The organism is Microbacterium sp. NPDC087591, assembly GCF_044743625.1.
GTDB lineage: Bacteria > Actinomycetota > Actinomycetes > Actinomycetales > Microbacteriaceae > Microbacterium.
Map to the genome: position 1 here is coordinate 159622 of NZ_JBIUWU010000001.1, position 21294 is coordinate 180915.

At 68.6% G+C, this 21294-nt stretch carries 20 protein-coding genes; 9 read left to right on the plus strand and 11 right to left on the minus strand.

Annotated features, from left to right (window positions below; all coding sequences use genetic code 11):
• Positions 1-5: 5 nt before the first annotated feature.
• A complete protein-coding gene (locus tag ACIOVG_RS00755) occupies positions 6-392 on the minus strand; it encodes a hypothetical protein (protein ID WP_400868090.1) in 387 nt (128 codons plus the stop codon).
• A gap of 232 nt (positions 393-624) precedes the next feature.
• On the opposite strand from ACIOVG_RS00755, the gene ACIOVG_RS00760 reads away from it, so the two are divergent.
• Complete coding sequence (locus tag ACIOVG_RS00760; RefSeq protein ID WP_028503730.1) at positions 625-873, plus strand: WhiB family transcriptional regulator; 249 nt, start codon at positions 625-627, stop codon at positions 871-873.
• Between the two features lie 113 nt (positions 874-986).
• Here ACIOVG_RS00760 and ACIOVG_RS00765 read toward each other — a convergent pair whose 3' ends face one another.
• Complete coding sequence (locus tag ACIOVG_RS00765) at positions 987-2474, minus strand: sensor histidine kinase (protein ID WP_400868092.1); 1488 nt, start codon at positions 2472-2474, stop codon at positions 987-989.
• A gap of 24 nt (positions 2475-2498) precedes the next feature.
• Entirely contained in the window at positions 2499-2885 is a 387-nt protein-coding gene (locus ACIOVG_RS00770; RefSeq protein ID WP_400872624.1) for an Rv3235 family protein, read from the minus strand.
• Positions 2886-3012: 127 nt separating this feature from the next.
• Between ACIOVG_RS00770 and ACIOVG_RS00775 the strand changes: the two genes are divergently transcribed.
• Positions 3013-3624, plus strand: a complete 612-nt coding sequence (locus tag ACIOVG_RS00775; RefSeq protein WP_400868094.1) for a hypothetical protein — start codon at positions 3013-3015, stop codon at positions 3622-3624.
• On the opposite strand, the gene ACIOVG_RS00780 is transcribed toward ACIOVG_RS00775, so the two are convergent.
• On the minus strand, positions 3612-3890 hold the full coding sequence (locus ACIOVG_RS00780) for a helix-turn-helix domain-containing protein (RefSeq protein ID WP_400868095.1): 279 nt from the start codon (positions 3888-3890) through the stop codon (positions 3612-3614). The two genes, ACIOVG_RS00775 and ACIOVG_RS00780, sit on opposite strands and share 13 nt — an antisense overlap.
• Positions 3891-3988: 98 nt before the next feature.
• Between ACIOVG_RS00780 and ACIOVG_RS00785 the strand changes: the two genes are divergently transcribed.
• On the plus strand, positions 3989-4609 hold the full coding sequence (locus ACIOVG_RS00785; protein WP_400868097.1) for an SAF domain-containing protein: 621 nt from the start codon (positions 3989-3991) through the stop codon (positions 4607-4609).
• Positions 4606-5856: a CpaE family protein gene (locus ACIOVG_RS00790; protein WP_400868099.1), complete on the plus strand. Its 1251-nt coding sequence runs from the start codon at positions 4606-4608 to the stop codon at positions 5854-5856. The genes ACIOVG_RS00785 and ACIOVG_RS00790 overlap by 4 nt, the downstream gene beginning before the upstream one ends.
• On the opposite strand, the gene ACIOVG_RS00795 is transcribed toward ACIOVG_RS00790, so the two are convergent.
• Both ACIOVG_RS00795 and secA read right to left on the minus strand, forming a co-directional pair.
• Positions 5780-7006 carry a pyridoxal phosphate-dependent aminotransferase gene (locus tag ACIOVG_RS00795; RefSeq protein WP_400868101.1) on the minus strand — a complete coding sequence of 409 codons (1227 nt, stop codon included), beginning with the start codon at positions 7004-7006 and terminating at the stop codon, positions 5780-5782. The two genes, ACIOVG_RS00790 and ACIOVG_RS00795, sit on opposite strands and share 77 nt — an antisense overlap.
• 197 nt (positions 7007-7203) lie before the next feature.
• The gene (gene secA, locus ACIOVG_RS00800) at positions 7204-10014 is read right to left on the minus strand and encodes a preprotein translocase subunit SecA (RefSeq protein ID WP_400868103.1); all 2811 of its coding nucleotides are present in this window, start codon (positions 10012-10014) and stop codon (positions 7204-7206) included.
• Positions 10015-10197: 183 nt separating this feature from the next.
• On the opposite strand from secA, the gene ACIOVG_RS00805 reads away from it, so the two are divergent.
• Both ACIOVG_RS00805 and ACIOVG_RS00810 read left to right on the plus strand, forming a co-directional pair.
• Entirely contained in the window at positions 10198-10794 is a 597-nt protein-coding gene (locus ACIOVG_RS00805) for a PadR family transcriptional regulator (protein ID WP_400868105.1), read from the plus strand.
• A gap of 71 nt (positions 10795-10865) precedes the next feature.
• Complete coding sequence (locus ACIOVG_RS00810) at positions 10866-12191, plus strand: hypothetical protein (protein ID WP_400868107.1); 1326 nt, start codon at positions 10866-10868, stop codon at positions 12189-12191.
• A gap of 67 nt (positions 12192-12258) precedes the next feature.
• On the opposite strand, the gene hpf is transcribed toward ACIOVG_RS00810, so the two are convergent.
• The 5 genes from hpf to mtrA form a co-directional block, all read right to left on the minus strand.
• Positions 12259-12915: a ribosome hibernation-promoting factor, HPF/YfiA family gene (hpf, locus tag ACIOVG_RS00815; protein ID WP_400868108.1), complete on the minus strand. Its 657-nt coding sequence runs from the start codon at positions 12913-12915 to the stop codon at positions 12259-12261.
• 94 nt (positions 12916-13009) lie between these two features.
• Complete coding sequence (locus tag ACIOVG_RS00820; RefSeq protein ID WP_400868110.1) at positions 13010-13696, minus strand: ComF family protein; 687 nt, start codon at positions 13694-13696, stop codon at positions 13010-13012.
• Between the two features lie 105 nt (positions 13697-13801).
• Positions 13802-15538, minus strand: a complete 1737-nt coding sequence (locus tag ACIOVG_RS00825) for a GerMN domain-containing protein (protein WP_400868112.1) — start codon at positions 15536-15538, stop codon at positions 13802-13804.
• Positions 15535-17220, minus strand: coding sequence for an MtrAB system histidine kinase MtrB (gene mtrB, locus ACIOVG_RS00830; RefSeq protein ID WP_400868114.1), 1686 nt, complete (start codon positions 17218-17220; stop codon positions 15535-15537). The genes ACIOVG_RS00825 and mtrB overlap by 4 nt, the downstream gene beginning before the upstream one ends.
• 6 nt (positions 17221-17226) lie before the next feature.
• Positions 17227-17907 carry an MtrAB system response regulator MtrA gene (gene mtrA / locus ACIOVG_RS00835; protein ID WP_141872467.1) on the minus strand — a complete coding sequence of 227 codons (681 nt, stop codon included), beginning with the start codon at positions 17905-17907 and terminating at the stop codon, positions 17227-17229.
• A gap of 97 nt (positions 17908-18004) precedes the next feature.
• On the opposite strand from mtrA, the gene ACIOVG_RS00840 reads away from it, so the two are divergent.
• From ACIOVG_RS00840 to ACIOVG_RS00850, 3 genes are read left to right on the plus strand one after another with little or no spacing between them, the layout of a single operon-like run.
• Positions 18005-19456: a glycerophosphoryl diester phosphodiesterase membrane domain-containing protein gene (locus ACIOVG_RS00840; RefSeq protein ID WP_400868117.1), complete on the plus strand. Its 1452-nt coding sequence runs from the start codon at positions 18005-18007 to the stop codon at positions 19454-19456.
• Entirely contained in the window at positions 19453-20091 is a 639-nt protein-coding gene (locus ACIOVG_RS00845) for a DUF4129 domain-containing protein (RefSeq protein WP_400868119.1), read from the plus strand. Before ACIOVG_RS00840 ends, ACIOVG_RS00845 begins: the two co-directional genes overlap by 4 nt.
• Positions 20088-21275 (plus strand): DUF4350 domain-containing protein, encoded by a 1188-nt coding sequence (locus tag ACIOVG_RS00850; RefSeq protein WP_400868121.1) that lies wholly within the window; start codon positions 20088-20090, stop codon positions 21273-21275. The genes ACIOVG_RS00845 and ACIOVG_RS00850 overlap by 4 nt, the downstream gene beginning before the upstream one ends.
• The last annotated feature ends 19 nt before the right edge of the window (positions 21276-21294 follow it).

The window sequence follows — 21294 nt, forward strand, 5'->3', positions numbered from 1 at the left end:
GGTGCTCACTCCGCCGCGGAGCTCTCGCTCTCACGACGGGCGCTGGCGATGAGCAGCACGAAGCCGACGATGCCCGGCGCGCCGACTCCCACCGTGAACGCCCACGGGATGGGCTGCAGCGTGAGGGACGCGAGAGCGAGGGCGACGGCGAGGACCTGGAAGACGACACCTCCGGACCGAGCCCAGGATCGTCCGTTGCGGGCACCGACGGCGAAGGCGAACAGCGCCGCCGCCCCGATCAACGTCAGCACGATGAGCGCGATGGCGGTGGGCAGCGAGGCGGCATCTCCTGCGCCCAGCCCCATGAGCTCGATGATCGCGAACACGACGAGGGCCGCCCCCTCGAGCGCGAGTACGGCTGCGGCCGCGGTGGCGAGTCCTGGTGCACGCACGATGTCTCCTGAGAATCGAATGAGAAGGATGAAAACCCTTGATTTCGCAGGTTTCATGTAACAGAATAGACAGCGTCATGTGCTCCCACAGCGGCGTGGGGCGGGCGATTCGCTCGCATCACAATTCGCGGGCATCCGTCCGCATCTGAACAGGGTAGCGGAACCCGAGCCGCCGCCCGAATCGAGTCGTCGCGTCGCGACATCTCTTGAAATCCCATACCGAGGAGCCCCCATGGATTGGCGCGATAAGGCCGCCTGCTTGACCGTCGACCCCGAGCTGTTCTTCCCTGTCGGGAACACCGGTCCGGCCGTCGATCAGATCGAGAAGGCGAAGACCGTCTGCGCCACCTGCACGGTCACCGAGATCTGCCTGCAGTACGCCCTCGAGTCCAGCCAGGATTCCGGCGTCTGGGGAGGTCTCTCCGAAGACGAGCGCCGCGCGCTGAAGCGCCGCGCCGCTCGCGCCCGCCGCGCCTCCTGACCCGAGGCCCGCGTCCACGCGGAACGAGCTCGCCGGACCTCACTGGAGGCCCCGTCGACCCGGTCCACTGATACCGCCGGACGATGTCGCATCGCGACTTCGTCCGGCTTTCGTCATTTGGTCAGCCAGCGCAGCGGGATGTCGATGATCACCTCGGTGCCATCGCCCTCGCTGCCGTGCCATTCGATCGTCCCGCCGAGCTCGCCCTGGATGAGCGTGCGGATGATCTGAGTGCCGAGTCCCTGACCGATGCGCCCCTCGGGAAGACCGTGTCCGGTGTCCTTCACCGTCACCCGGAGGCTCTCCTCGGTGCGGGCCGCGTCGATCGCGATGACGCCCTCCTGACCGGCGAGACCGTGCTCGACCGCGTTCGTGACGACCTCGGTGAGGGCGAGCGCGAGCGGAGTGGCGTACTCGCTCGGCAGTACGCCGAAGCGCCCGGTGAGCTGAGTCTGCGCTCGTGTGTTCGGAGCGGAGGCGACCTCGGCCACGAGCTTGAGCACCCGATGGAAGACCTCGTCGAAGTCGACCTTCTGCGTCAGCCCCTGCGCGAGCGTGTCGTGAACGACCGCGATCGAGTCCACCCGGCGCATGGCCTGGGTGAGCGCGTCGCGAGCCTCGTCGGAGTGGGTGCGGCGAGCCTGGATCCGCAGCAGGGACGCGACCGTCTGCAGGTTGTTCTTCACACGATGATGGATCTCGCGGATCGTCGCGTCCTTGGTGATGAGCTCCTGCTCCTGGTGGCGCAGCTCGGAGACGTCGCGGCACAGCACGATCGCTCCGATCCGGGTGCCGTGATCCTTCAGCGGGATGGCACGCAGCGACACCGTCACGCCGCGGGCCTCGATGTCGGTGCGCCACGGTGCGCGCCCCGTCACCACGACCGGGAGGGATTCGTCGACCTGCCGGGACGGAGGCACCAGACGCGTCGTGACCTCGGCGAGGGACTCCCCCTCCAGCTCATCGTCGAACCCCATGCGGTTGAAGGCGGAGAGAGCATTGGGGCTGGCGAATGTCGTGATGCCGTCCACGTCGATGCGGATGAGCCCGTCCGAGGCACGCGGCGCGCCGCGTCGAGGGGACGTGGGTGCGGCGAGATCGGGGAAGCTGCCGTCGGCGATCATGCGGAACAGGTCGTTCGCACATTCGTCGAACGTGATCTGCTGGCGCGACGGCGTGCGCACCTCCCCCAGGTTCGTGTGCCGGGTGACGACGCCGATGGCCGTCGGCGCGGTGGCACCCGCTCCCGTGCGACCGACCACGATGGGCACGGCTCTGACCCTGGTCGGCGTCTCCTCGAACCAGTCGGGCGAAGAGGAGTCGACGATCTCAGCCGAGTCGAACGCCCCCTGAACCTGTGTGCGCCATTGCGGCCGGACCCGCTCGCCGACGATGTCGCGGTAGAAGAGCGTCGCCGCCCCGCTCGGCCGCGCATGCGCGACGGCGATGAACGAACCGTCATCGGTCTGGATCCACACGACGATGTCGGCCGAAGCGAGGTCGGCGAGCAACTGCCCGTCTCCCGCGAGGCGGTGAAGCCATTCGACGTCGTTGTCGGTCAGGCGGCCCTGCGCATGGGCGAGATCACTAAGCGTTGACACTCCCCCAGCCTACGGCGAGTTCGGTCAGAGCACCGCCAGCGAGGTCGCCCGCCACCGGCGGTCCAGCCCTTCCAGACGGATCGCCACCGCGCGAGTCCGTCCCGGACCTGCGACGACGGCCACCGCCTCGATGACGCCGTCGAGCGGCTCGGACACCCTGATCGAGCGGACCTCGAAGGTGGGCCTGGTCGGCGCGACGCCCCGCGCGCTGCGCGCCCTGGCCGACAGGTTCGCTCGACTCACGAGATTGCGATACGCATCCTCGCTGAACCAGCGCGCGAGTTGATCGACCTCTCGCACCCCCGCCAGCGCCTCCAGCACCCCCTGCGTGAGACTGCGCAACAGCGGCGCGGGATCCGGCAGCTCGGCTGTCGGCGTCGGTTGGGGGGCGAAGTACTCGTGCACACTCATCATCGATTTCTCTCCTGGGGAAGACGAAGGCCCAGTCGAGCACGCGCCGGGTGCCGCCGACGGGGGTTTCGCGAAGGAATGTGGATAACTCGTATACGGCACCCGCCGCTCACCTACGCTCGGATCCGTGCATTGGGATCGCCTATTCGAAGACCTCGAAGGTCAGCTGGCTGCGGAGTGGGAGACGGAGCGTGCTGTGCTCAGCGCGGAGTCGGAGCGGCTGCGCATCTCGCGTCTGGACCTTCGGAGCCGCCTCCGGCAACTCTGCGAGGCAGGCGCGGGCGTGACAGTCGAGCTCGCCGACGGACGCCGGCTCCCGGTCACGCTGCGCGCCCTCGGCGCCGATTGGGTGGCAGCGGAATCAGCGCCGGGAGACGATCTGCTCGTCGGGAGATCGACCAGGATCATCCCGCTGCACGCCATCCACGCGATCCGCGCCGATCACGGCAGTGTGCTGGCGAGTCTCGAAGACGCCGTCGAGCCCGTGAGCGCCCTCCGGGAGCGGATGAGCCTGGGATTCGTCCTGCGGGATCTCGCGCGTCGCCGCGTTCCGGTGCACCTCAGCCTGACGGTCGGCGACGACGTGCACGGGACGATCGATCGCGCCGGCTCCGACCATCTCGACCTCGCCGTCCATGATGCCGGCAGCGCACGGCTGGCGGCCGCCGTTCAGGGGTTCCGGATCATCCCGCTCACGGCGCTCATCGCGCTGCGAACGGTGGGAGATCACCTCCTCTGAGTCGTCGACGCTCCCCAGACCTCGGGGAAGCTGGCGACCTGCGACTGCCGCCACAGCGCCATCCGCCGGGAGTGCTCCACCTGCGCCGCGAGGTACTCCTCCACGCTCGTCTCCTCGACCCGCCAGCGCGTCGGCACCCCCACCTGGACGCCCCTGAGCTCGCCTTCGTGCACGAGGTCGATGATCTCATCGACACCGATCTGCAGCAGCTCCGCCACCTGCGCGGGCGCGAGGAAGCGCGGGGCTGCGGGGGACGACTCAGGCATGAGCCCATTCTCTCCCACGTGCCGACCCAGCCCCGATCCCCGATGCTCCTGTGGATAACTCGACCGCCTCGAACCCGATCTCTGTGACGATGTTCGCCATGACCATTCCCTCCCGTCCTCGGCGCGCCTTCTGGGGAGATGTCCGATTCCTCGTCGGCATCGCCCTGATCGCGCTGTCCATCACCGGCGTCTGGCTCATCGTGTCGTCCTCCGACCACACCGCTCCCGCGCTCCAGGCGACGCGGACGATCACGCAGGGTGAAGCACTGGTGTCGGGGGACTTCCAGGTGGTCGAGGTCGGCCTCGGCACCCTCACCGAGGACTACCTGTCGCCGCAGGAGCTGACCCCGGGACGAGTCGCGGCACGGACTGTGGCCGAGGGCGAGCTGATTCCGGTCTCGGCCGTCGGCGACGCCGATGACAGCCGCACCACCACGATCGTCGTCGAGAGCGCAACGGCGGTCCCCGACGAGGTGGCCGCGGGGGCCGTCGTGGAGCTCTGGTACGCGCCGCCACGAGACGACGGGCGCACCTTCGACGTGCCCCGCATCCTGGTCGCAGACGTCGTCGTGCGTGATGTGCGGGAGCCGGACGGCATGCTCGCGGAGTCGGGCGTCGCCGTCGAGGTGGTGATCGACCGCGCGGATGTCGCGGATGTGCTCGCCGCGGTCACCGGCGGCTCCGCGCTCTCCGTGGTGCCGGTGGGATCGAGCTCGTGACGCGGGTCCTGCTCGCGATCGCCGAGCCGCGTGCGCGGGAGCTGGCCTCCGAGCTGGAGCTGGAGGGGGTCACGGTGGTCGCCATCGCCGCGCCGGTGTTCGAGGGCATCCGTCCTCGGCTCCCTGACATCGAGGCGCTCGTGGTTCCCGCGGCGCGCTCGGTCCTCACCCCCGACCTGATCTCCGCCTGCGATCGCGCCGGCGTCCGCATCCTGGCCCTCGGCGAGACGGACAGCCGCGCGCTCGGCCGCCTCGGGATCGGGGCGGCCCTTCCGGCCGAGGCGCGCGGGTGGGAGGTCGCCGCGTCGCTGCTCCAGGATCTGCCGGCATCACCGCGTCCGGCAGCGGCGCACCGCGCGCCTCGGGTGATCGCGGTGTGGGGACCGCATGGTGCGCCCGGGCGCTCGTTCGTCGCCGTGCAGCTGGCCGTCGAGATCGCGCGCTCCGGGCGCCGGACAGCACTCGTCGACGCCGACACGGTCGCCCCGTCGCTTGCGCTTCTGCTGGGGATCGGCGACGACGCCCCCGGGATCGCGGCAGCCTGCCGGCGGGCCGAACTCGGCGGACTCGACGCGGGAGAGCTCACGCGGCTGGCGAGCACTGTCGAGACCAGCGGTGGCGATATCGATGTGCTTCCGGGGATCAACCGGCCGACGCGGTGGCCCGAGCTGTCGGCTGCGCGGCTGACGGCCGCGCTGCAGGCCTGTCGGCTCTGGGCGGAGGAGACCGTCGTCGACGTCGGCGCCGCGTTCGACGCGGACGATGAGGCCACCTACGATATGGCCGGTCCCCGCCGTCATGCAGCGACGGCGGCTTCGCTGCGCGAGGCGGATGAGATCATCGCGGTCGCCGCAGCCGACCCGGTCGGCATCAGCCGTTTCCTCCGCGACCACGCCGAGCTGCGCCGTCTCGCCGGACCGACTCCCACCCGTGTCGCGATCAACCGCGTACGGTCCGGGCCACTCGGTATCGATGCGCGCGGTCAGATCCGCCGCACGCTCGAGCGGTTCGCGGGCATCACAGACGTCACCTTCCTGCCATTCGATCAGCGCGCGGCCGATGCCGCTCTGCTCCATGCACGACCGATGTCGGACGTCACTCCACGATCGGCGCTGGTGGCGTCCATCCGCGGATTGGCCGCGTCCATGGAGCCGCCCCCGGCGCCGGGGGCTACTGACGGTAGCTCGCGAGGAAGTTCCCGAGGCGCTCGACGGCTTCGCTCAGCACGCGCGGCTCAGGGAGCGTGACGAGGCGGAGATGATCGGGCGTGGGCCAGTTGAACCCCGTGCCCTGCACCAACAGCATGTGCTCGGAGACCAGCAGATCGTAGACCAGCTTCGCGTCGTCGCGGATCTCATGAACCTCGGGATCGAGTCGCGGGAAGGCGTAGAGCGCCCCCTCCGGCTTGACGCACGACACTCCGGGAATCCGCTCCAGCCCCTCCCAGGCGATGTCCCGCTGCTCGTGCAGACGCCCCGTGGGAGCGATGAGGGCGTCGATCGACTGCACGCCCGACAGCGCGGCCTGCACTGCGTGCTGCGAGGGTACGTTGGGGCACAGTCTCGTCGAAGCCAGCAGGGTGATCCCCTCGATGAACCCCTTGGCGTGCGTCTGAGGCCCGGTGATCACGAGCCAGCCGGAACGATAGCCGGCGACACGATATGTCTTGGACAGGCCGTTGAACGTCAGGCAGAGCAGGTCGGGAGCCAGGGTCGCGGTCGGAATGTGCACGGCCCCGTCGAAGAGGATGCGATCGTAGATCTCGTCCGAGAGCAGGAGCAGCTGGTGCTCCCGCGCGATCTGCACCAGCCCTTCGAGGACCTCCCGCGAGTAGACCACTCCCGTCGGGTTGTTGGGGTTGATGATGACAAGCGCCTTGGTGCGCGGCGTGATCTTCGAGCGGATGTCCTCGAGGTCGGGCTGCCATGCATCTTCCTCGTCGCAGAGGTAGTGCACGGGCGTACCACCGGCGAGGCTCGTCATCGCGGTCCACAGCGGGTAGTCCGGTGCCGGGATGAGGACCTCGTCGCCCTCGTCGAGGAGCGCCTGCATGGTCATCGTGATGAGCTCGGACACGCCGTTGCCGAGGTAGACGTCGTCTGGTCCGAAGCGCGGGAAATCCTCGATCTCCTCGTAGCGGCTGACCACCGCGCGGCGTGCGGAGACGATGCCCTTGCTGTCGCTGTAGCCGTGCGCCGTCGGCAGCGCGGCCAGCATGTCGTGGACGATCTGCTGGGGCGCATCGAAGCCGAAGATCGCGGGGTTCCCGGTGTTCAGTTTGAGGATCTTGTGACCCTCCGCTTCCAGACGCGCCGCCTCGACGAGGGCGTTTCCGCGAATCTCGTACAGGACGTTCTTGAGCTTCGACGACTGGTCGAAGGTGCGCGATGGTGTCATCGAGCAAGCCTACAACCGTCGCGAGGGGCCCTCGTGCACCGTTGCCGCGCTGATCGTCTCCTCATCGAGATCGGTCAGATCCGTGGCGCCGGTCGGTGACCATGGTGACTCTTGTGACTCGAGAACGCACCCGTCCGTGTACCGGGGCAGGAAGAAGGGGCCGATCCTTCAGGATCGGCCCCTTCTCTCCGGTGCTGCTACTTCTTCTTCTTGCCCTGAGCGCGACGCTGCTCGCGATTGCCGGCGGCCGGCTGTGCCGGCGCGTCCGTCCGCTGACCGAACGCGCCGCGCGCCGTCTGCTCCGGCTCGGCGGCCGGTTCTGCGGCGTCGCGTGCCACCGCGGCCTGGCGCAGGCGATCGGTCGCTGCCTGCTGCACCTGGCCGCGGTCGTTGCGTACCTCGACCTCGCCTGCGTCGTTGGGTGCCGAGTACTCGAGGCGCTGATCGCCTCCGTCGGTGGCCAGACCCTTTGCCTCGACCTCCGCGGTCTCGGCATCGCCGGCGCGACGCACCTCGACCTCGAGGTTGTAGAGGTAGCCGACCGACTCCTCCTTGATCTGCCCCATCATCGACTGGAACATCGCGTAGCCTTCGCGCTGATACTCGATCAGCGGATCGCGCTGCGCCATCGCCCGCAGGCCGATGCCGTCCTTGAGATAGTCCATCTCGTACAAGTGGTCGCGCCAGCGGCGGTCCAGCACCTGGAGGACCACGCGACGCTCGAGTTCGCGGGTCGCAGCGTCTCCGAGCGACTCCTCGCGCTTCTCATACGCGATCTTCGCGTCCGAGAGGAGCTCACGCGTGAGTCCGTCGGCAGAGATGCCGCCCTTGCGCCCACCGGCCTCGGCGACGACCTCGTCGATCGTGACACCCACGGGGTAGAGCGTCTTCAGCTCCGTCCACAGGGCGTCGAAGTCCCAGCTCTCGTTGTGGCCTTCGCCTGTGTGATCGTTCACGACACCCGTGATCGCGTCTTCGATGAAGTGCTGGACGCGGTCTGCGATGTCGTCGCCGTGCAGGATGTGGCGCCGGTCGGTGTAGATCGCCTCGCGCTGACGGTTGAGCACGTCGTCGTACTTGAGCACGTTCTTGCGCATCTCCGCGTTGCGCGACTCGACCTGCGACTGCGCACTGCGGATGGCCCGCGAGACGAGCCCGGACTCGATCGGCACGTCGTCGGGGAAGTTCGTGCGCGACAGGATCGCCTCAGCGGCACCGGACTGGAACAGTCGCATGAGGTCGTCGGTGAGGCTCAGGTAGAAGCGGCTCTCACCGGGGTCGCCCTGACGGCCGGAGCGTCCTCGGAGCTGGTTGTCGATGCGACGCGACTCGTGGCGCTCGGTGCCGAGGACGTAGAGTCCACCGGCCTCGATGACCTTCTCGGCCTCACCGGCGACGGCGGCCTTCATGGCTTCGTAGGTCTCGTCCCAGGCGACCTCGTACTCCTCCGGCGTCTCGACCGGGTCGAGTCCCTTGGCCTTGAGGTCCTGAACGGCCAGGAACTCCGCGTTCCCACCGAGCATGATGTCGGTGCCTCGACCGGCCATGTTGGTAGCCACGGTGACGGCGCCGAGGCGTCCGGCCCTGGCGACGATCTCCGCTTCACGTGCGTGGTTCTTCGCGTTGAGGACCTCGTGCTTGACGCCCTTCTTCGCGAGAAGACGCGAGAGGTACTCGCTCTTCTCGACACTGACGGTTCCGACCAGCACCGGCTGGCCGGCGGCGTGACGCTCGACGATGTCCTCGACCACCTGGGCGAACTTGGCGGTCTCGTTCTTGTAGACGAGGTCGGACTGGTCCTTGCGGATCATCGGCTTGTTCGTCGGGATCGGGATCACGCCGAGCTTGTAGGTCGACATGAACTCGGCGGCCTCGGTCTCGGCAGTACCCGTCATGCCGGCGAGCTTGTCGTAGAGACGGAAGTAGTTCTGGAGCGTGACCGTCGCCAGCGTCTGGTTCTCCGCCTTGACCGGCACGCCTTCCTTGGCCTCGATGGCCTGGTGGATGCCCTCGTTGTATCGACGTCCGACCAGGATGCGTCCGGTGTGCTCGTCGACGATCATGACCTCGTCGTTCATCACGACGTAGTCGGTGTCCTTCTTGAACAGGGCGAGCGCCTTGATCGAGTTGTTCAGGAACGAGATCAGCGGGGTGTTCGCGGACTCGTAGAGGTTGTCGATGCCGAGATAGTCCTCGACCTTCTCGATGCCGGGCTCGAGGACGCCGACGGTGCGCTTCTTCTCGTCGACCTCGTAGTCCTCACCGGCCTCGAGCGTCCGGGCGATCTTCGCGAACTCCGCGAACCAGCGGTTGGCCTCGCCCGACGACGGGCCGGAGATGATCAGCGGCGTGCGCGCCTCGTCGATGAGGATCGAGTCGACCTCGTCCACGATCGCGAAGAAGTGCTCGCGCTGCACGAGGTCTTCCTTGCGCCACGCCATGTTGTCGCGCAGGTAGTCGAAGCCGAACTCGTTGTTCGTGCCGTACGTGATGTCGGCGGCATACTGCTCACGGCGCACCGCCGGGGTCTGGCCCGAGACGATGATGCCGGTCGTCATGCCCAGCGCACGGAACACGCGGCCCATGAGCTCTGCCTGGTAGCTGGCGAGGAAGTCGTTGACCGTGATGACATGGACGCCCTTGCCGGCGATCGCATTCAGGTAGGCGGGGAAGGTCGCCACGAGCGTCTTACCCTCACCGGTCTTCATCTCGGCGATGTTCCCGAGGTGGAGCGCGGCGCCGCCCATGATCTGCACGTCGTATGCGCGCATGCCGAGCGTGCGCTTGGCCGCCTCGCGGACGGCGGCGAAGGCCTCCGGCATCAGCTGATCGAGCGACTCCCCCTTCTCGAACCGGGCGCGCAACTCTGTGGTCTCGTTGCGAAGCTCGTCGTCGGTGAGCTTGGAGATGTCCTCTTCCAGCGCTCCCACGGCCTTGACCACCTGGTTCAAGCGACGGATGATCCGTCCCTCACCGGCGCGCAGCAGCTTCTCAAGAGGATTGGCCACGGATGTCATCTCCCTGTTGGTGGGTCGAAAGCCGGCGGACGTGCAGACGATCGCCAGGCATATGTTGTCATGTTACCGGCCCGTGACCTGCACGTCGCCTGCACGCAGCCTCTCCGACCACCGCTGGATGCATTTCGAGTATGCATATACTCGGTATCGCATTCGTCTCGACGGGAGTTCATCATGTCCGTGCGCCAGAGCCTGCTCGCCATCCTGGATCAGGGCCCCTGCTACGGCTATCAGCTGAAGCACGAATACGACCGACGGACGGGAGCGACATCGTCGCTCAACGTGGGGCAGATCTACAACACGCTCGAACGCCTCGAACGGGACGGCCTCGTCCGCCGCGGTGAGGCCGACGAGCGGGGGCACGTGTACTGGCAGATCACGGAGGGCGGCTCCCTCGAGGTCGCCCGCTGGCTGGCCTCTCCGGTCGTGCGCAGCACCACGTCGCGAGATGAACTCGCCGTCAAGCTCGCCGTCGCCGCGACACTCCCCGGAGTCGACGTCACCGCGGTCATCCGCACGCAGCGCGCCGCATCCCTCGCGCAGCTGCGTTCCCTGCAGCAGACCAGTTACAGCGGCGAGAGGGCGGGCGGGCCGGAAGAGCTCGCCTGGTCGCTGGTGATGGACTCGATGCTCTATGCAGCGGAGGCCGAGACCCGATGGCTCGATCACGTCGAGCAGCGGCTGTCGCAGCATCCGGGAACCGCCGTCTCCCTCGCGCTCGCGACGGAGCGCCCGAAGCGGGGCCGACCGACGCGCGTCGGCGCGGCGTGATGCGCATCTCCGGCGTTCGCCTGGAGCGGATGCTCAGCCATCGCGGCACTCTCGGAAAGTAGGATCAGCACATGGCTGGAATTTGGGGCAGACGCAAGCGCGAACAGGAAGCACTCGCCGCTCAGGACGCCGATCTCGCGCGGCGCGCGGAGCAGGCACTGGTCGCAGCGGACGAGCGCATCCGGACCACGTCGGATGAGCTCTCGTTCGCCGAGGCCGAGCTCGGCGAATCGCTGACCGCGGATCTGCGCAAGGCCCTCGCCGCCGTGCGCACGCACCTGCGTGAGGCGTTCCAGATGCACCAGCTGAACCACGACGAGATCCCCGACACGCCTGAAGAGCTGCGCACGCGCAACGCGCGCATCATCCAGCTGTGCGATTGGGCGCAGGATCTTCTGGATGAGAAGACGGACGTGCTGGCCGCATCTGTCGCGAAGGTGCGCCGCGCGCCCGAGATCATCGCGCAGGTGCGCGCGGAGGCCGAATCGCTCAGCGCGCGGATCCCCCAGACCAAAGCGGCGGTCGAGCGCCTCTCCAGCCGGTACGCGGATTCCGCGATGACGCAGATCGCAGCGAGCGCGGAGGAAGCCGAGCAGCTCATCGCCTTCGCCGTTCACGGCGCCTCCGTGTCGGAGCGCCGGCGGGCGGCGAAGCAGAACGAAGAGGCGAACGTCGCGCTGGAGACAGCCACGGAAGCCACGCGACGCGCCTCCGCGCTCCTCGATGCGGTCGAGGACTTCGAGATCGAGGCGCTGCGCGCGGAGTCGACCCTCGCCGAGGTCGTGGCCGACTCCCGTGGCGACCTGATCGCGGCGCGCACCGCCCCGCAGGTGCCTGCTGTCACGTCGGCCGTGTCCGCCCTGCAGTCCGCGCTGGCGGCGCTCGCCCCATCCGGCGCGCGGAACGACCCGTTCGCCGAGCTCTCGCAGCTCCGCGATGCCAACACCGCTCTCGACGATGCGATCGCGACGGCCAAGCATCGCGCCGCCAACCCTCTGCCGTCCGTGCAGCAGGTGCAGCACGCGATCGATGACGCGGACCGGCAGCTGGGGGTCGCACGCGGTCTGATCGCCGGCCACCGCGGGTGGATCGGCGCGGATGCGCGCACGCGCCTCGCGGAGGCCGAACGGCTGCGCATCGACCTGACCGACATGCTCCCGGCCGAGGAGACCCGCGAGGCGGCACTCGCCGCTGCCCGCCGTGTCGCTCACCTCGCCTCGGAGGCCCTCCAGCTGGCCCAACGCGACATCGACTCCTCGCGCCCCCAGGACGACGGCTGGGGCGGCGGAGGCGGCTGGGGCGGCGGCGGACGACGCGGCGGAGGCGGCGGCGACATCGCGTCCGGCATCCTCGGCGGTCTCGTGATCGGCAGCCTGCTCGACGGCATCTTCGACTGACGCCCGGACATCACAGCGGCCCGGTTCCCCTCGGAACCGGGCCGCTGTCTCGTTCTCAGGTCTCAGCTCAGGATGCGAGGGCTTCCGCCGGCGGCGCCTGGGTGCTCAACGCGATCACGCCGTAGTCCCAGCCCTTGCGCCGGTACACGACGCTCGGGTGATCGCTGCGGACGTCGACGAACAGGAAGAAGTCGTGTCCGACGAGCTCCATACGGTCGACCGCCTCCTCGACGGTCATCCATTCCGCCTCGAAGCTCTTGGTGCGGATGACGACCGGCGAGTAGACCTCGTCCTCGGTGTTCTGCACAGGGACGTTGCCCGTCGCGACAGCGTGGAGGACCTCCACCGATGCCGGCTGCACGTCGATTCCCTCCAGGGCGCCACTGCCCTTCTCGAAATGCGCACCACGCGGGTGCTGTCGACCGTCGACTCGCTTCTCCTTGGCGCGTCGCAGTTGCTCCGACATCTTGTCGACCGCCAGGTCGAGAGCGACGAACTTATCGCCGTCCGTCGCCTCCGCTCGCACCACCGGTCCCTTGCCGACGAGGGTGAGCTCGACGGTCTCATCCGGAACATGGCCGTTGCGATACACGCGGTGCGTGACTTTCACATCCAGGCGTTGCGCTCGTCCGGCGAACGTCTGGATCTTGGCGATCTTCTCTTCGACAACGGTGCGGAATCGGTCAGTGATACCCACCCCGACGCCAACGATGCTCGTTTCCATTGCTGCCTCCTTGTCCCGGTCCTCCCGGCCAAGGGCGGACCGTGGTCGCCTTGTGACCCCTAACCGTAGTCCGCCCGCGGACGGATGTCACGGGTCATTTCCTCCGTGTCGTCGATGAGTCCTCGATGAGTTTTCGGTGACGCGGCGTGGCGGCGAGCGCGACGGCGGAGAGCACGTCGAATCCGGCGTCCGTGAGGGTGCCCGCTGCTTCATCGAGGGTCGATCCCGTCGTGATGACGTCGTCGAAGAGGACGATCCGTTCCCCTCGACCCCGACGAGTCGCGTGCATGCTGCCGCGCACGTTGTCGCGGCGGGAACGGGCATCGAGGCCCCGTTGATCGGAGCGTCGCGCGGCGATGGCGAGCAGACGGTGCGGGGTGGCGCCTGCGCGGTGGACGAGCAGCTCAGGCACGCGATATCCGCGCCGGCGGAACGCGGCAGGACTGGTGGGCACCGCGACGACCAGCGCATCGGGAGGAGAGACCGCGGCGAGCACCGTGCCCAGCGCGCCGCCGAGCGGGCGGGCGAGCGACGACTCGCCCTCGCCCTTGAGCCTGCGGATGCACCGTGCTGCCACTCCCTCGAAGGAAAGAGCCGCGCGCACGGCGAGACCCCGTGGGGTGCGGATGTCGACCGGACGCGGCAGGAGCTGAGCGCGGCACTGGCCGCACAACAGCTCCCCCGGCTCGTCGCAGCCCGCACACGACGCGGAGAGCAGGAGGGCAGCCGTCTCAGCGCCGATGCTCCGCAACATCGGTCCGTAGGTCGCGAGGGAACGCATACCCCGATCATCGTGGCCGGACGAGGGAACAGGGACAGGGGTGACCGCTCATCGAGGACAACCGGTCACCCGTTCCAGCGGTGCAGGTGGAGTGATCGCCGCAGGTCACTCCCCGGCGCGCGTCGCCAGCACGCGGACGCCCGAGGCGATCTCGCGCCACGCCGATCCGGCATGGGCGAAGAGGGTCGACTCCGCGTCCAGCACACGCACCCCGGTGATCGCGCTGGAGCCTGCCAGCGCGACGGCGTCCGCCGGTGCCGACTCGGCCGTCCCGGGCCCGCCGACCATCTGGGTGAGCAGCGGCGCTCCCTCACCGGGGATCAGCACCCCCAGGCGCGTGGACCCCAGCCACACCAGGTCATCGGCCGCACCATCGATCCTCGTCAGCTGTTTGACGGGACCGAGTTCGATCGGCACGCCGTCCTCCCTGACGATCGCTGCGACGACAACCCAATGCTGACCGCCCACCGTCACGACCGCCGCGATACGCGAACCGTCTGACGAGACCCGTATCGCCGAGATCGCCGATGCATTGGGCCAGGCTTTGGCGACGGCGTTGGGAGTCACATCGCTCCCCCACGCCTGCACGGCGGTCGGGTCGGCGGACGGCACGGTCCACGTGTATCCGAACGGGTCGATGGACGGCGGCACACTCCTGGCCGGGATGTCGAGCTCGTCCATCCGGCCGTTCCCGGCGAGGTAGATCCGCCCGTCTGCGAGCTGCACTGCTGCACGCGAGGAGTCGGCGGCGACGTCGATGGCGGTGATCTCCTGCGAGAGCCCGAGGATCTCCTCGCTGATTCCCGGGATCGGTGCTATCTGGTCGCCGACGATCGCGCCGAACGCATCATCGGTCAGGACGAGCGGACTGGAGTCGATGGGATCCTCGGTCAGCTTCACGATGCCCGCGTTGAGCGGACGGCCGTCCAGGGTGAATTGCACCTGTGAGACGTGCACCCCAGAGGCTTCGAACGTCTCCTGGAGCTGCGTGCGCATCCGGGCCAGCGTGGTCTGGTTCAGGCGGGTGGCCGGACCGGTCAGCGCGACCTCAGCCACCTGTGCGGGACCGATGGGCACCGCATCCTCCGCGAGCTGCACGTCGGCGGGGAAGGCCGATTGCACCGACTGCTCCAGCCACGGGCTGGGGGCACCGCTGATGAGGGCCTGCGTGACCGTCGTGGCGATGCTGGTGCGACGCGGGAACCAGCGCACGTCCGGCACGAGATGCGACCAATCCTGATCGAAGTACTGCAGCGGATAGCCGTCGAACACCAGGGAGAACCGCGATTCGTCGATCACGATGCCATCCGGCGCTTTCGCGATGCGCCATTCCCCGTCATCGAGGCGCTTCACGGTGAACGTCACGGTGGACGCGCCGACGGACTCCGAGTAGGCACCGAACTCGTCGACGTTCGCGACGAGGTCGAACTGCACCGTCACATCGCCCGTCGTCTCGTCCTCGGAGTCCGTCGAATCCTCGGAATCGCCGTCGGGGATGGTCGAGGTGATGGTCCGGGATCCGACCGCGGCGTCGATCGACACCCCCACCCCTGGTCGCCAGGTCGGCTGCAGCTCCGGAGTGAGGAACGTGCGCGCGATGCTCCAGTTCTCCGCGGGCGTGATCGCCGCCTCCAGGAAGCCCTCGACGATCTCCTGCGGACTCGCGCCCGGCGCCGGCCCCGAGGCGATGAACAGGATGTCGTTGTCCTCCGGCGCCTCGCCCAGCTCGAGTCCGACGTTCACGTCGCCGCTCATCGGCAGCCCGGCGCATGCGGGGAGCAACAGCGCCGCCATCGCCAGGGCGATGGCCCTCAGCACCCGCTTCTCCCGACGACGGGTCATGATTCATCCTCCCGGTCGAGAAGCTCTCTGGCGAGGTCGGCGAGGGAGATGGGCTGCGTGGCATCTCCGACCTCGGCCAGCGGTTCCTGCGGTTCGAGCGAGATCGGGCTCGCCCCCTCCAACACGGTGCCGTGACGCGGCAGCGTGAGCACGAAGTTGGTCCCGTCGCCGAGCTTGGACCAGACTCCGAGCGTCCCGCCGTGCAGCGTCGCGTCGCCGAGAGCGATCGACAGCCCCAGTCCGGTTCCGCCGATCGTGCGCTGCCGCGACGGGTCCGCGCGCCAGAATCTGTCGAACACGCGCTCCGCGTCGCCCGGCTCCATCCCCATGCCGAAATCGCGCACGCCCGCGGCCACGGCGTGCTGGTTGCTGTCGACCGTGATGACGATCGGTCGGCCCTCGCCGTGCTCGATCGCGTTGCCGATCAGATTGCGCAGCACCCTGCGCACGCGTCGCGGATCCATGTCGACCGGCGAGTAACCGCCGGGCGCGACCAGCCGCAGCTCGGTGCCGCGCCCCTCGGCGAGCGGACGCATCTGTTCGATGACGTCCTCTGCGACATGGGCGAGACTCGTCGCCTCCAGCTCCAGCTGCACGGACCCCGCGTCGTAACGGCTGATCTCGAGCAGGTCCGAGAGCAGGATGTCGAATCGCTGCACCTGGGTGTACAACAGCTCCGCCGTGCGAGCGGTGGTCGGATCGAATTCCTCCCGCTGGTCGTTCAGCATGTCTGCGGCGAGCCGGATGGTCGTCAGCGGTGTGCGCAGCTCGTGGGAGACATCGGAGACGAATCGCTGCTGCACCATCGACAGCTCGCCGAGCTCCTTGATCTGGGCCTCGATGCTGTCGGCCATGGCGTTGAAGGATCTGCCGAGCGTGGCCAGCTCGTCCTCTCCGTGCACTTCCAGCCGCACCCCCAGGTCGCCCGAGGCCAGTCGGGCGCTCGTCTCGGCCGCCTGGATGATCGGCGTCGACACGGTTCTCAGCACGATCCACGAGATCGCCGCCACGATCGCCACCAGGCCGATGCCGGCGATCCACAGTGTGCGCTGCACGAAGACGAGGGTCTGGTCGGCGTCATCGAGGCCATATGCGAGGTAGATCTCGAAACGTCCGGCCTGCGGCACCTGCAGCTGCTGCCCGACGACGATGCCCGGGACCTCCCTCCCCCCGTCGCTCGTCAGCGCGATCGACTGCCACGCCTGGAGGTAGTCGAATTCGGTCACCCTGTTTCGCAGCCCGTCGCTCAGCTGATTCGCGGTGAGGCCGCCGAGAGTGAATCCGTTGACTCCGCGGGCGTTCGGGCCCTTGTCTACGCGGAATCCCGCGAGCTGCTCAGCACTCGAATTACGGGCCAGCCCTTCCGTGATGCTCCGCCAGAGGTCTTGCAAGGCGGCAGGATCATCGCCGACCTCGGCGACGTCGAGCTTGCTCTGCGCATCATCGATGGCCCGCCTGGCATCTTCGAGCACGACGTTCTTGCGCGACACGAACAGGTCGTTCTGGATCACCAGGGCCATCGTCACGCAGGTGATGAAGATCGCCAACGACGTCGCGAGCAGCGTGATGGTCAGGGTGCGGAACCGCAGCGAACGACGCCAGAGCGCCGAGAGGACCGTCGGCCAACTGCGCCAGTCGCGCAGAACGGCGACCGCCGTGGTGGTCGTCGTCGTCACGGCCATCGTCGTCTAGCCGACGCTCCCGGCCCGGTAGCCGACGCCCCGCACCGTCATCACGATCTTCGGATTGTCCGGGTCGAGCTCCACCTTGGCGCGGAGCCGCTGCACATGCACGTTCACGAGGCGGGTGTCTGCCTTGTAGTGATAGCCCCACACCTGCTCCAACAGCATCTCCCGGGAGAAGACCTGCTGCGGCTTCGACGCGAGCGCGACGAGCAGCTGGAACTCGAGCGGGGTGAGCGCGATCGGCGCGGTTCCCCTGCGCACCTCGTGCGCATCGACGTCGACGGTCAGGTCACCCACCCGGAGCTGCTCGATCGTGGCCTGAGGGGTGGGGCGCAACCGGGTGCGGATCCGCGCGACCAGCTCCTTCGGATTGAAGGGCTTGACCATGTAGTCGTCGGCTCCGACCTCCAGACCGCGCACCACGTCGGCGGTGTCGCTTCTGGCCGTGAGCATGAGGATGGGGACGCCGGACTCCGCGCGGATACGGGTGCAGATCTCGATGCCGTCCATCCCCGGAAGCATGAGGTCGAGCAGAACGAGGTCAGGGCGCTGCGCGCGCCACTCGTCGACGGCACGTGCTCCGTCGGCGCAGAACACCGGTTCGAAACCCTCCGTGCGCAGCACGATGCCGATCATCTCGGCGAGCGCGGTGTCGTCGTCGACCACAAGAATGCGTGAGGTCATAACTGTTACCTTATGGCACCCAGTCCCGGGGTCCCCAGGTCTGCGCACCAGGCGAGGGGATATGACACGATGGGAGCGCACGACGGAGGGAATGCCTGTGAGCGGTCAGATGTGGACCCCTGCCCCGAAGAAGGGCATCATCCCCCTTCATCCGTTGACATTCGGAATGCTGCTGGGCAAGGCCTTCGCAGCCCTCCGACACAACCCGAAGGTGCTGTTCGGCTTCGCGGTCGTCATCCAGCTGATCGTCGTGCTGGCGACGGCGGGGGTCATGGGCGTCGTCCTGTTCACCAGCTTCGCCCGGTTGGAGACGGTCCCGGTCGGCTCGCCCGACTTCGACGCGGTACTGGCGGGAACCATCGCGATCAACATCGTGGCCGGCCTCGTGGTCGGTCTCGCCTCGATCGCCTTCACCGCGATCATGCAGGGCGTCGTCGCCGCGGACATCGGCTACGCGGCGATCGGCGTGAAGGCGACGCTGCGGATGCTGTGGAAGAAGATGACACCCGCCTTCTGGCGCCTCGCCGGCTTCTCGTCGTTGTCGGTGATCGCCGTGTTCGGGCTCATCGCGGTCGTCGCAGTGATCATCGGCGCGTTCATCGCCGGCGGCCTCGGCGGGAGTGCCGAACTCATCGGTGTGCTGGTGGTCGTCGTGATCCTGATCGCGCTCGCCTGCGTCCCGCTCGTAGTGTGGCTGTCGACCAAGCTCCTCCTCGTCCCCTCAGTCGTGGTGCTCGAGGGCGCGCGTTTCCGCGAGGCGCTCGTGCGTTCGTGGCGTCTGACCCGCGGCCGGTTCTGGGTCGCCTGGGGTGTGACATTCCTGATCAGCGCGATCATGGGTCTCGCCATGCAGGTCGTGAGCGTGCCCGTCACCCTGCTCAGCTCTCTGCTCGGATCGGTCGTCGCGCCGACGGGCGCCGCGGAGCCCAGTGCGATCGTCGGCTACGTGTTCACATTGATCGCACCCCAGATCCTCCTCCTCGTCCTCCAGGCGATCACACTCGTCGTGCAGAGCACCGGCTCCGCGCTGGTCTACCTCGACTGCCGGATGAGATATGAGGGTCTGGACCAGACGCTCATCTCCCATGTGGAGCGGCGCGATCTCGGGTGGACCGACGAGCAGCTCGGAGACCCCTACGTCGTCGACCCGAGCAGGGCCGTTTCGCACCTGCCACCGCCGCGACAGGTCCCCGAGCACGTGATGATGTCGACCGGCTATGCGACGGCGCCGCAATACGGGGCCGCCGCCTATCCCGGCCAGGTCCAGCCGGCTCCATCCGCACCGCCGTATGCGGGGCAGCCGCACCCCGGGCAGCCGTACTCCGGCCAGCCGTACCCGGGGCAGCCGTACTCCGGCCAGCCCGCTCCCCCGCTGACGTCGGCCTCGCCGGCGGCGGCTCCTCCCGCTTTCGCACCGCCCCCGCCGCCGATCGCGTCCGCACCCGTCCGGCCCCCGGCCACATCCCCGGCGCCGAGCGAGAGCCCGTGGGCTCCTCCGACCGACGGCAGCTGGACGGCTCCCGGTGGCGACGGTGACGGTTCGGCATGATCCGATCCTTCGACGTCTACGTCCCCGACGGCGACGAGGCGCGGCGCCGGGCCGAGGAGGAACTCTCGAATCCCCGCTACGCCGACGCGAAGCCGACCTGGTTCGACCTCCTCGCCCGCGACATCGGACGCTTCCTCCGCGACCTGTTCACCTCGGACAACGGTGCGAACGTCGGTCCTGCCGCACTCATCGTCGTCAGCGTGATCATCGTCGCGGCGCTGATCGTCGCCCTCATCATCTGGGGCAGACCGCGCAGTGCCAGAAGCATCCGCGCCGCGCGCGGCGATCTCCTGGGCGCCGCTGACGATCGGAGCGCCGCGCAACTGCGCTCGGATGCCGACCGCAGCGCACGCGACGGCGACTGGGACACCGCGACGATCCTGCGGTTCCGCGCTCTCGCACGCGGACTGCTCGAACGCGACCTGATCGACCCGGCTCCCGGAGCGACGGCGCAGGCCATCGCCCGCGCGGCGAGCACGGTGTTCGCCGACGAGAGCGCGGCGATGCGGCGTGCGGCGGTGTCGTTCGACGACGTCCGGTATCTGCGGCATCCCGCGACCGCCGAGAGCTACCGCGAACTGGCCGACACGGATGACCGATTGCGCGCACGCCGACCCGAGGCGGTGCTCGCATGACCCTCGCCGCAGACCAGACCGTCGCGCCGTCCACCGCCGTACGCCGTCCCCCGCGCTGGCGCACGTTGATCGGCTGGCTGATCGTCGCCGCACTGGTCATCGGCGTCGCCTTCATCGCCCTGCGTGTGAGTGCGAGCGCACCCGGCAGGCACGGAGGCCTGGACCCCGAGGGACGCAACGATGCCGGAGCTCTCGCGCTGGCGGAGATCCTGCGCGATCAGGGCGTCGATGTGATCGTGACTCGTTCGCGAGCGGAGGCCCGCGCGGCGATCGACGATGACACGACGCTGGTGATGGCGAATCCGTACACTCTCAGCGACGACGGTCTGACCGCGCTCATGGAGCCCGCTGACCGGGTGGTGTTCCTGTCGACCGGAAGCCGACTGCTCAGCCTGCTGCGCATCGGCGAGGATGCCCCGGGAACCTCACCCGCCGTCGCGGCGGAGTGCGAGGTCCCGGAGTTCGCCCGTGTCGGCGCCATCCGGCCCGACCGGCTCTTCACCCCTGCGGACGGCGTCGCGGCCTGTTTCGGAGAGACCACCGGTGCCGCGGTGCTCGTGGACGATCGGACGAACACGCGCCACGTCGTGGTGGAGGGCTCGAAGCTCTTCAGCAACGCCTATCTCGCCGAGGACGGCAACGCGGCCCTGGCGCTCGCCCTCCTCGCTCAGACCGATCGGGTCGTCTGGTACGTCCCGACGTTCGCGGACTCCGACATCGAGGGGCAGTCGGAGGACACCCTCGGCTCGCTCACGCCCGACTGGCTCACGCCGGTGATCCTGCTGCTGCTCCTCGCCGGCGTCGCCGCCGCGATCTGGCGAGGTCAGCGCTTCGGCCCGCTCGTCTCCGAGACCCTCCCCGTCACCGTGCGAGCCTCGGAGACGATGCATGGGCGCGCACGGCTGACGGCGAAGGCGGCCGATTCGGCACACGCCGCGGAGGCCCTCCGCGACGGAGCCCAGCGCCGACTCGCGCGTCGGCTCGGACTGGCCGCGCACGCGCCGTCGGACGAGGTCGCTGACGCGGCATCGGATCGCCTGCGCATCCCGCGCGGAACGCTCCAGGTGCTGCTCACCGGTCCTCTCCCCACCGACGACGCCGCGCTGATCGACCTCGCGCGACGACTCGCCGAGCTCGAGACCGCCGTCGACGCCACCACCCACACGACCAGGGACGACGGATGACATCATCCGACGCCGCACC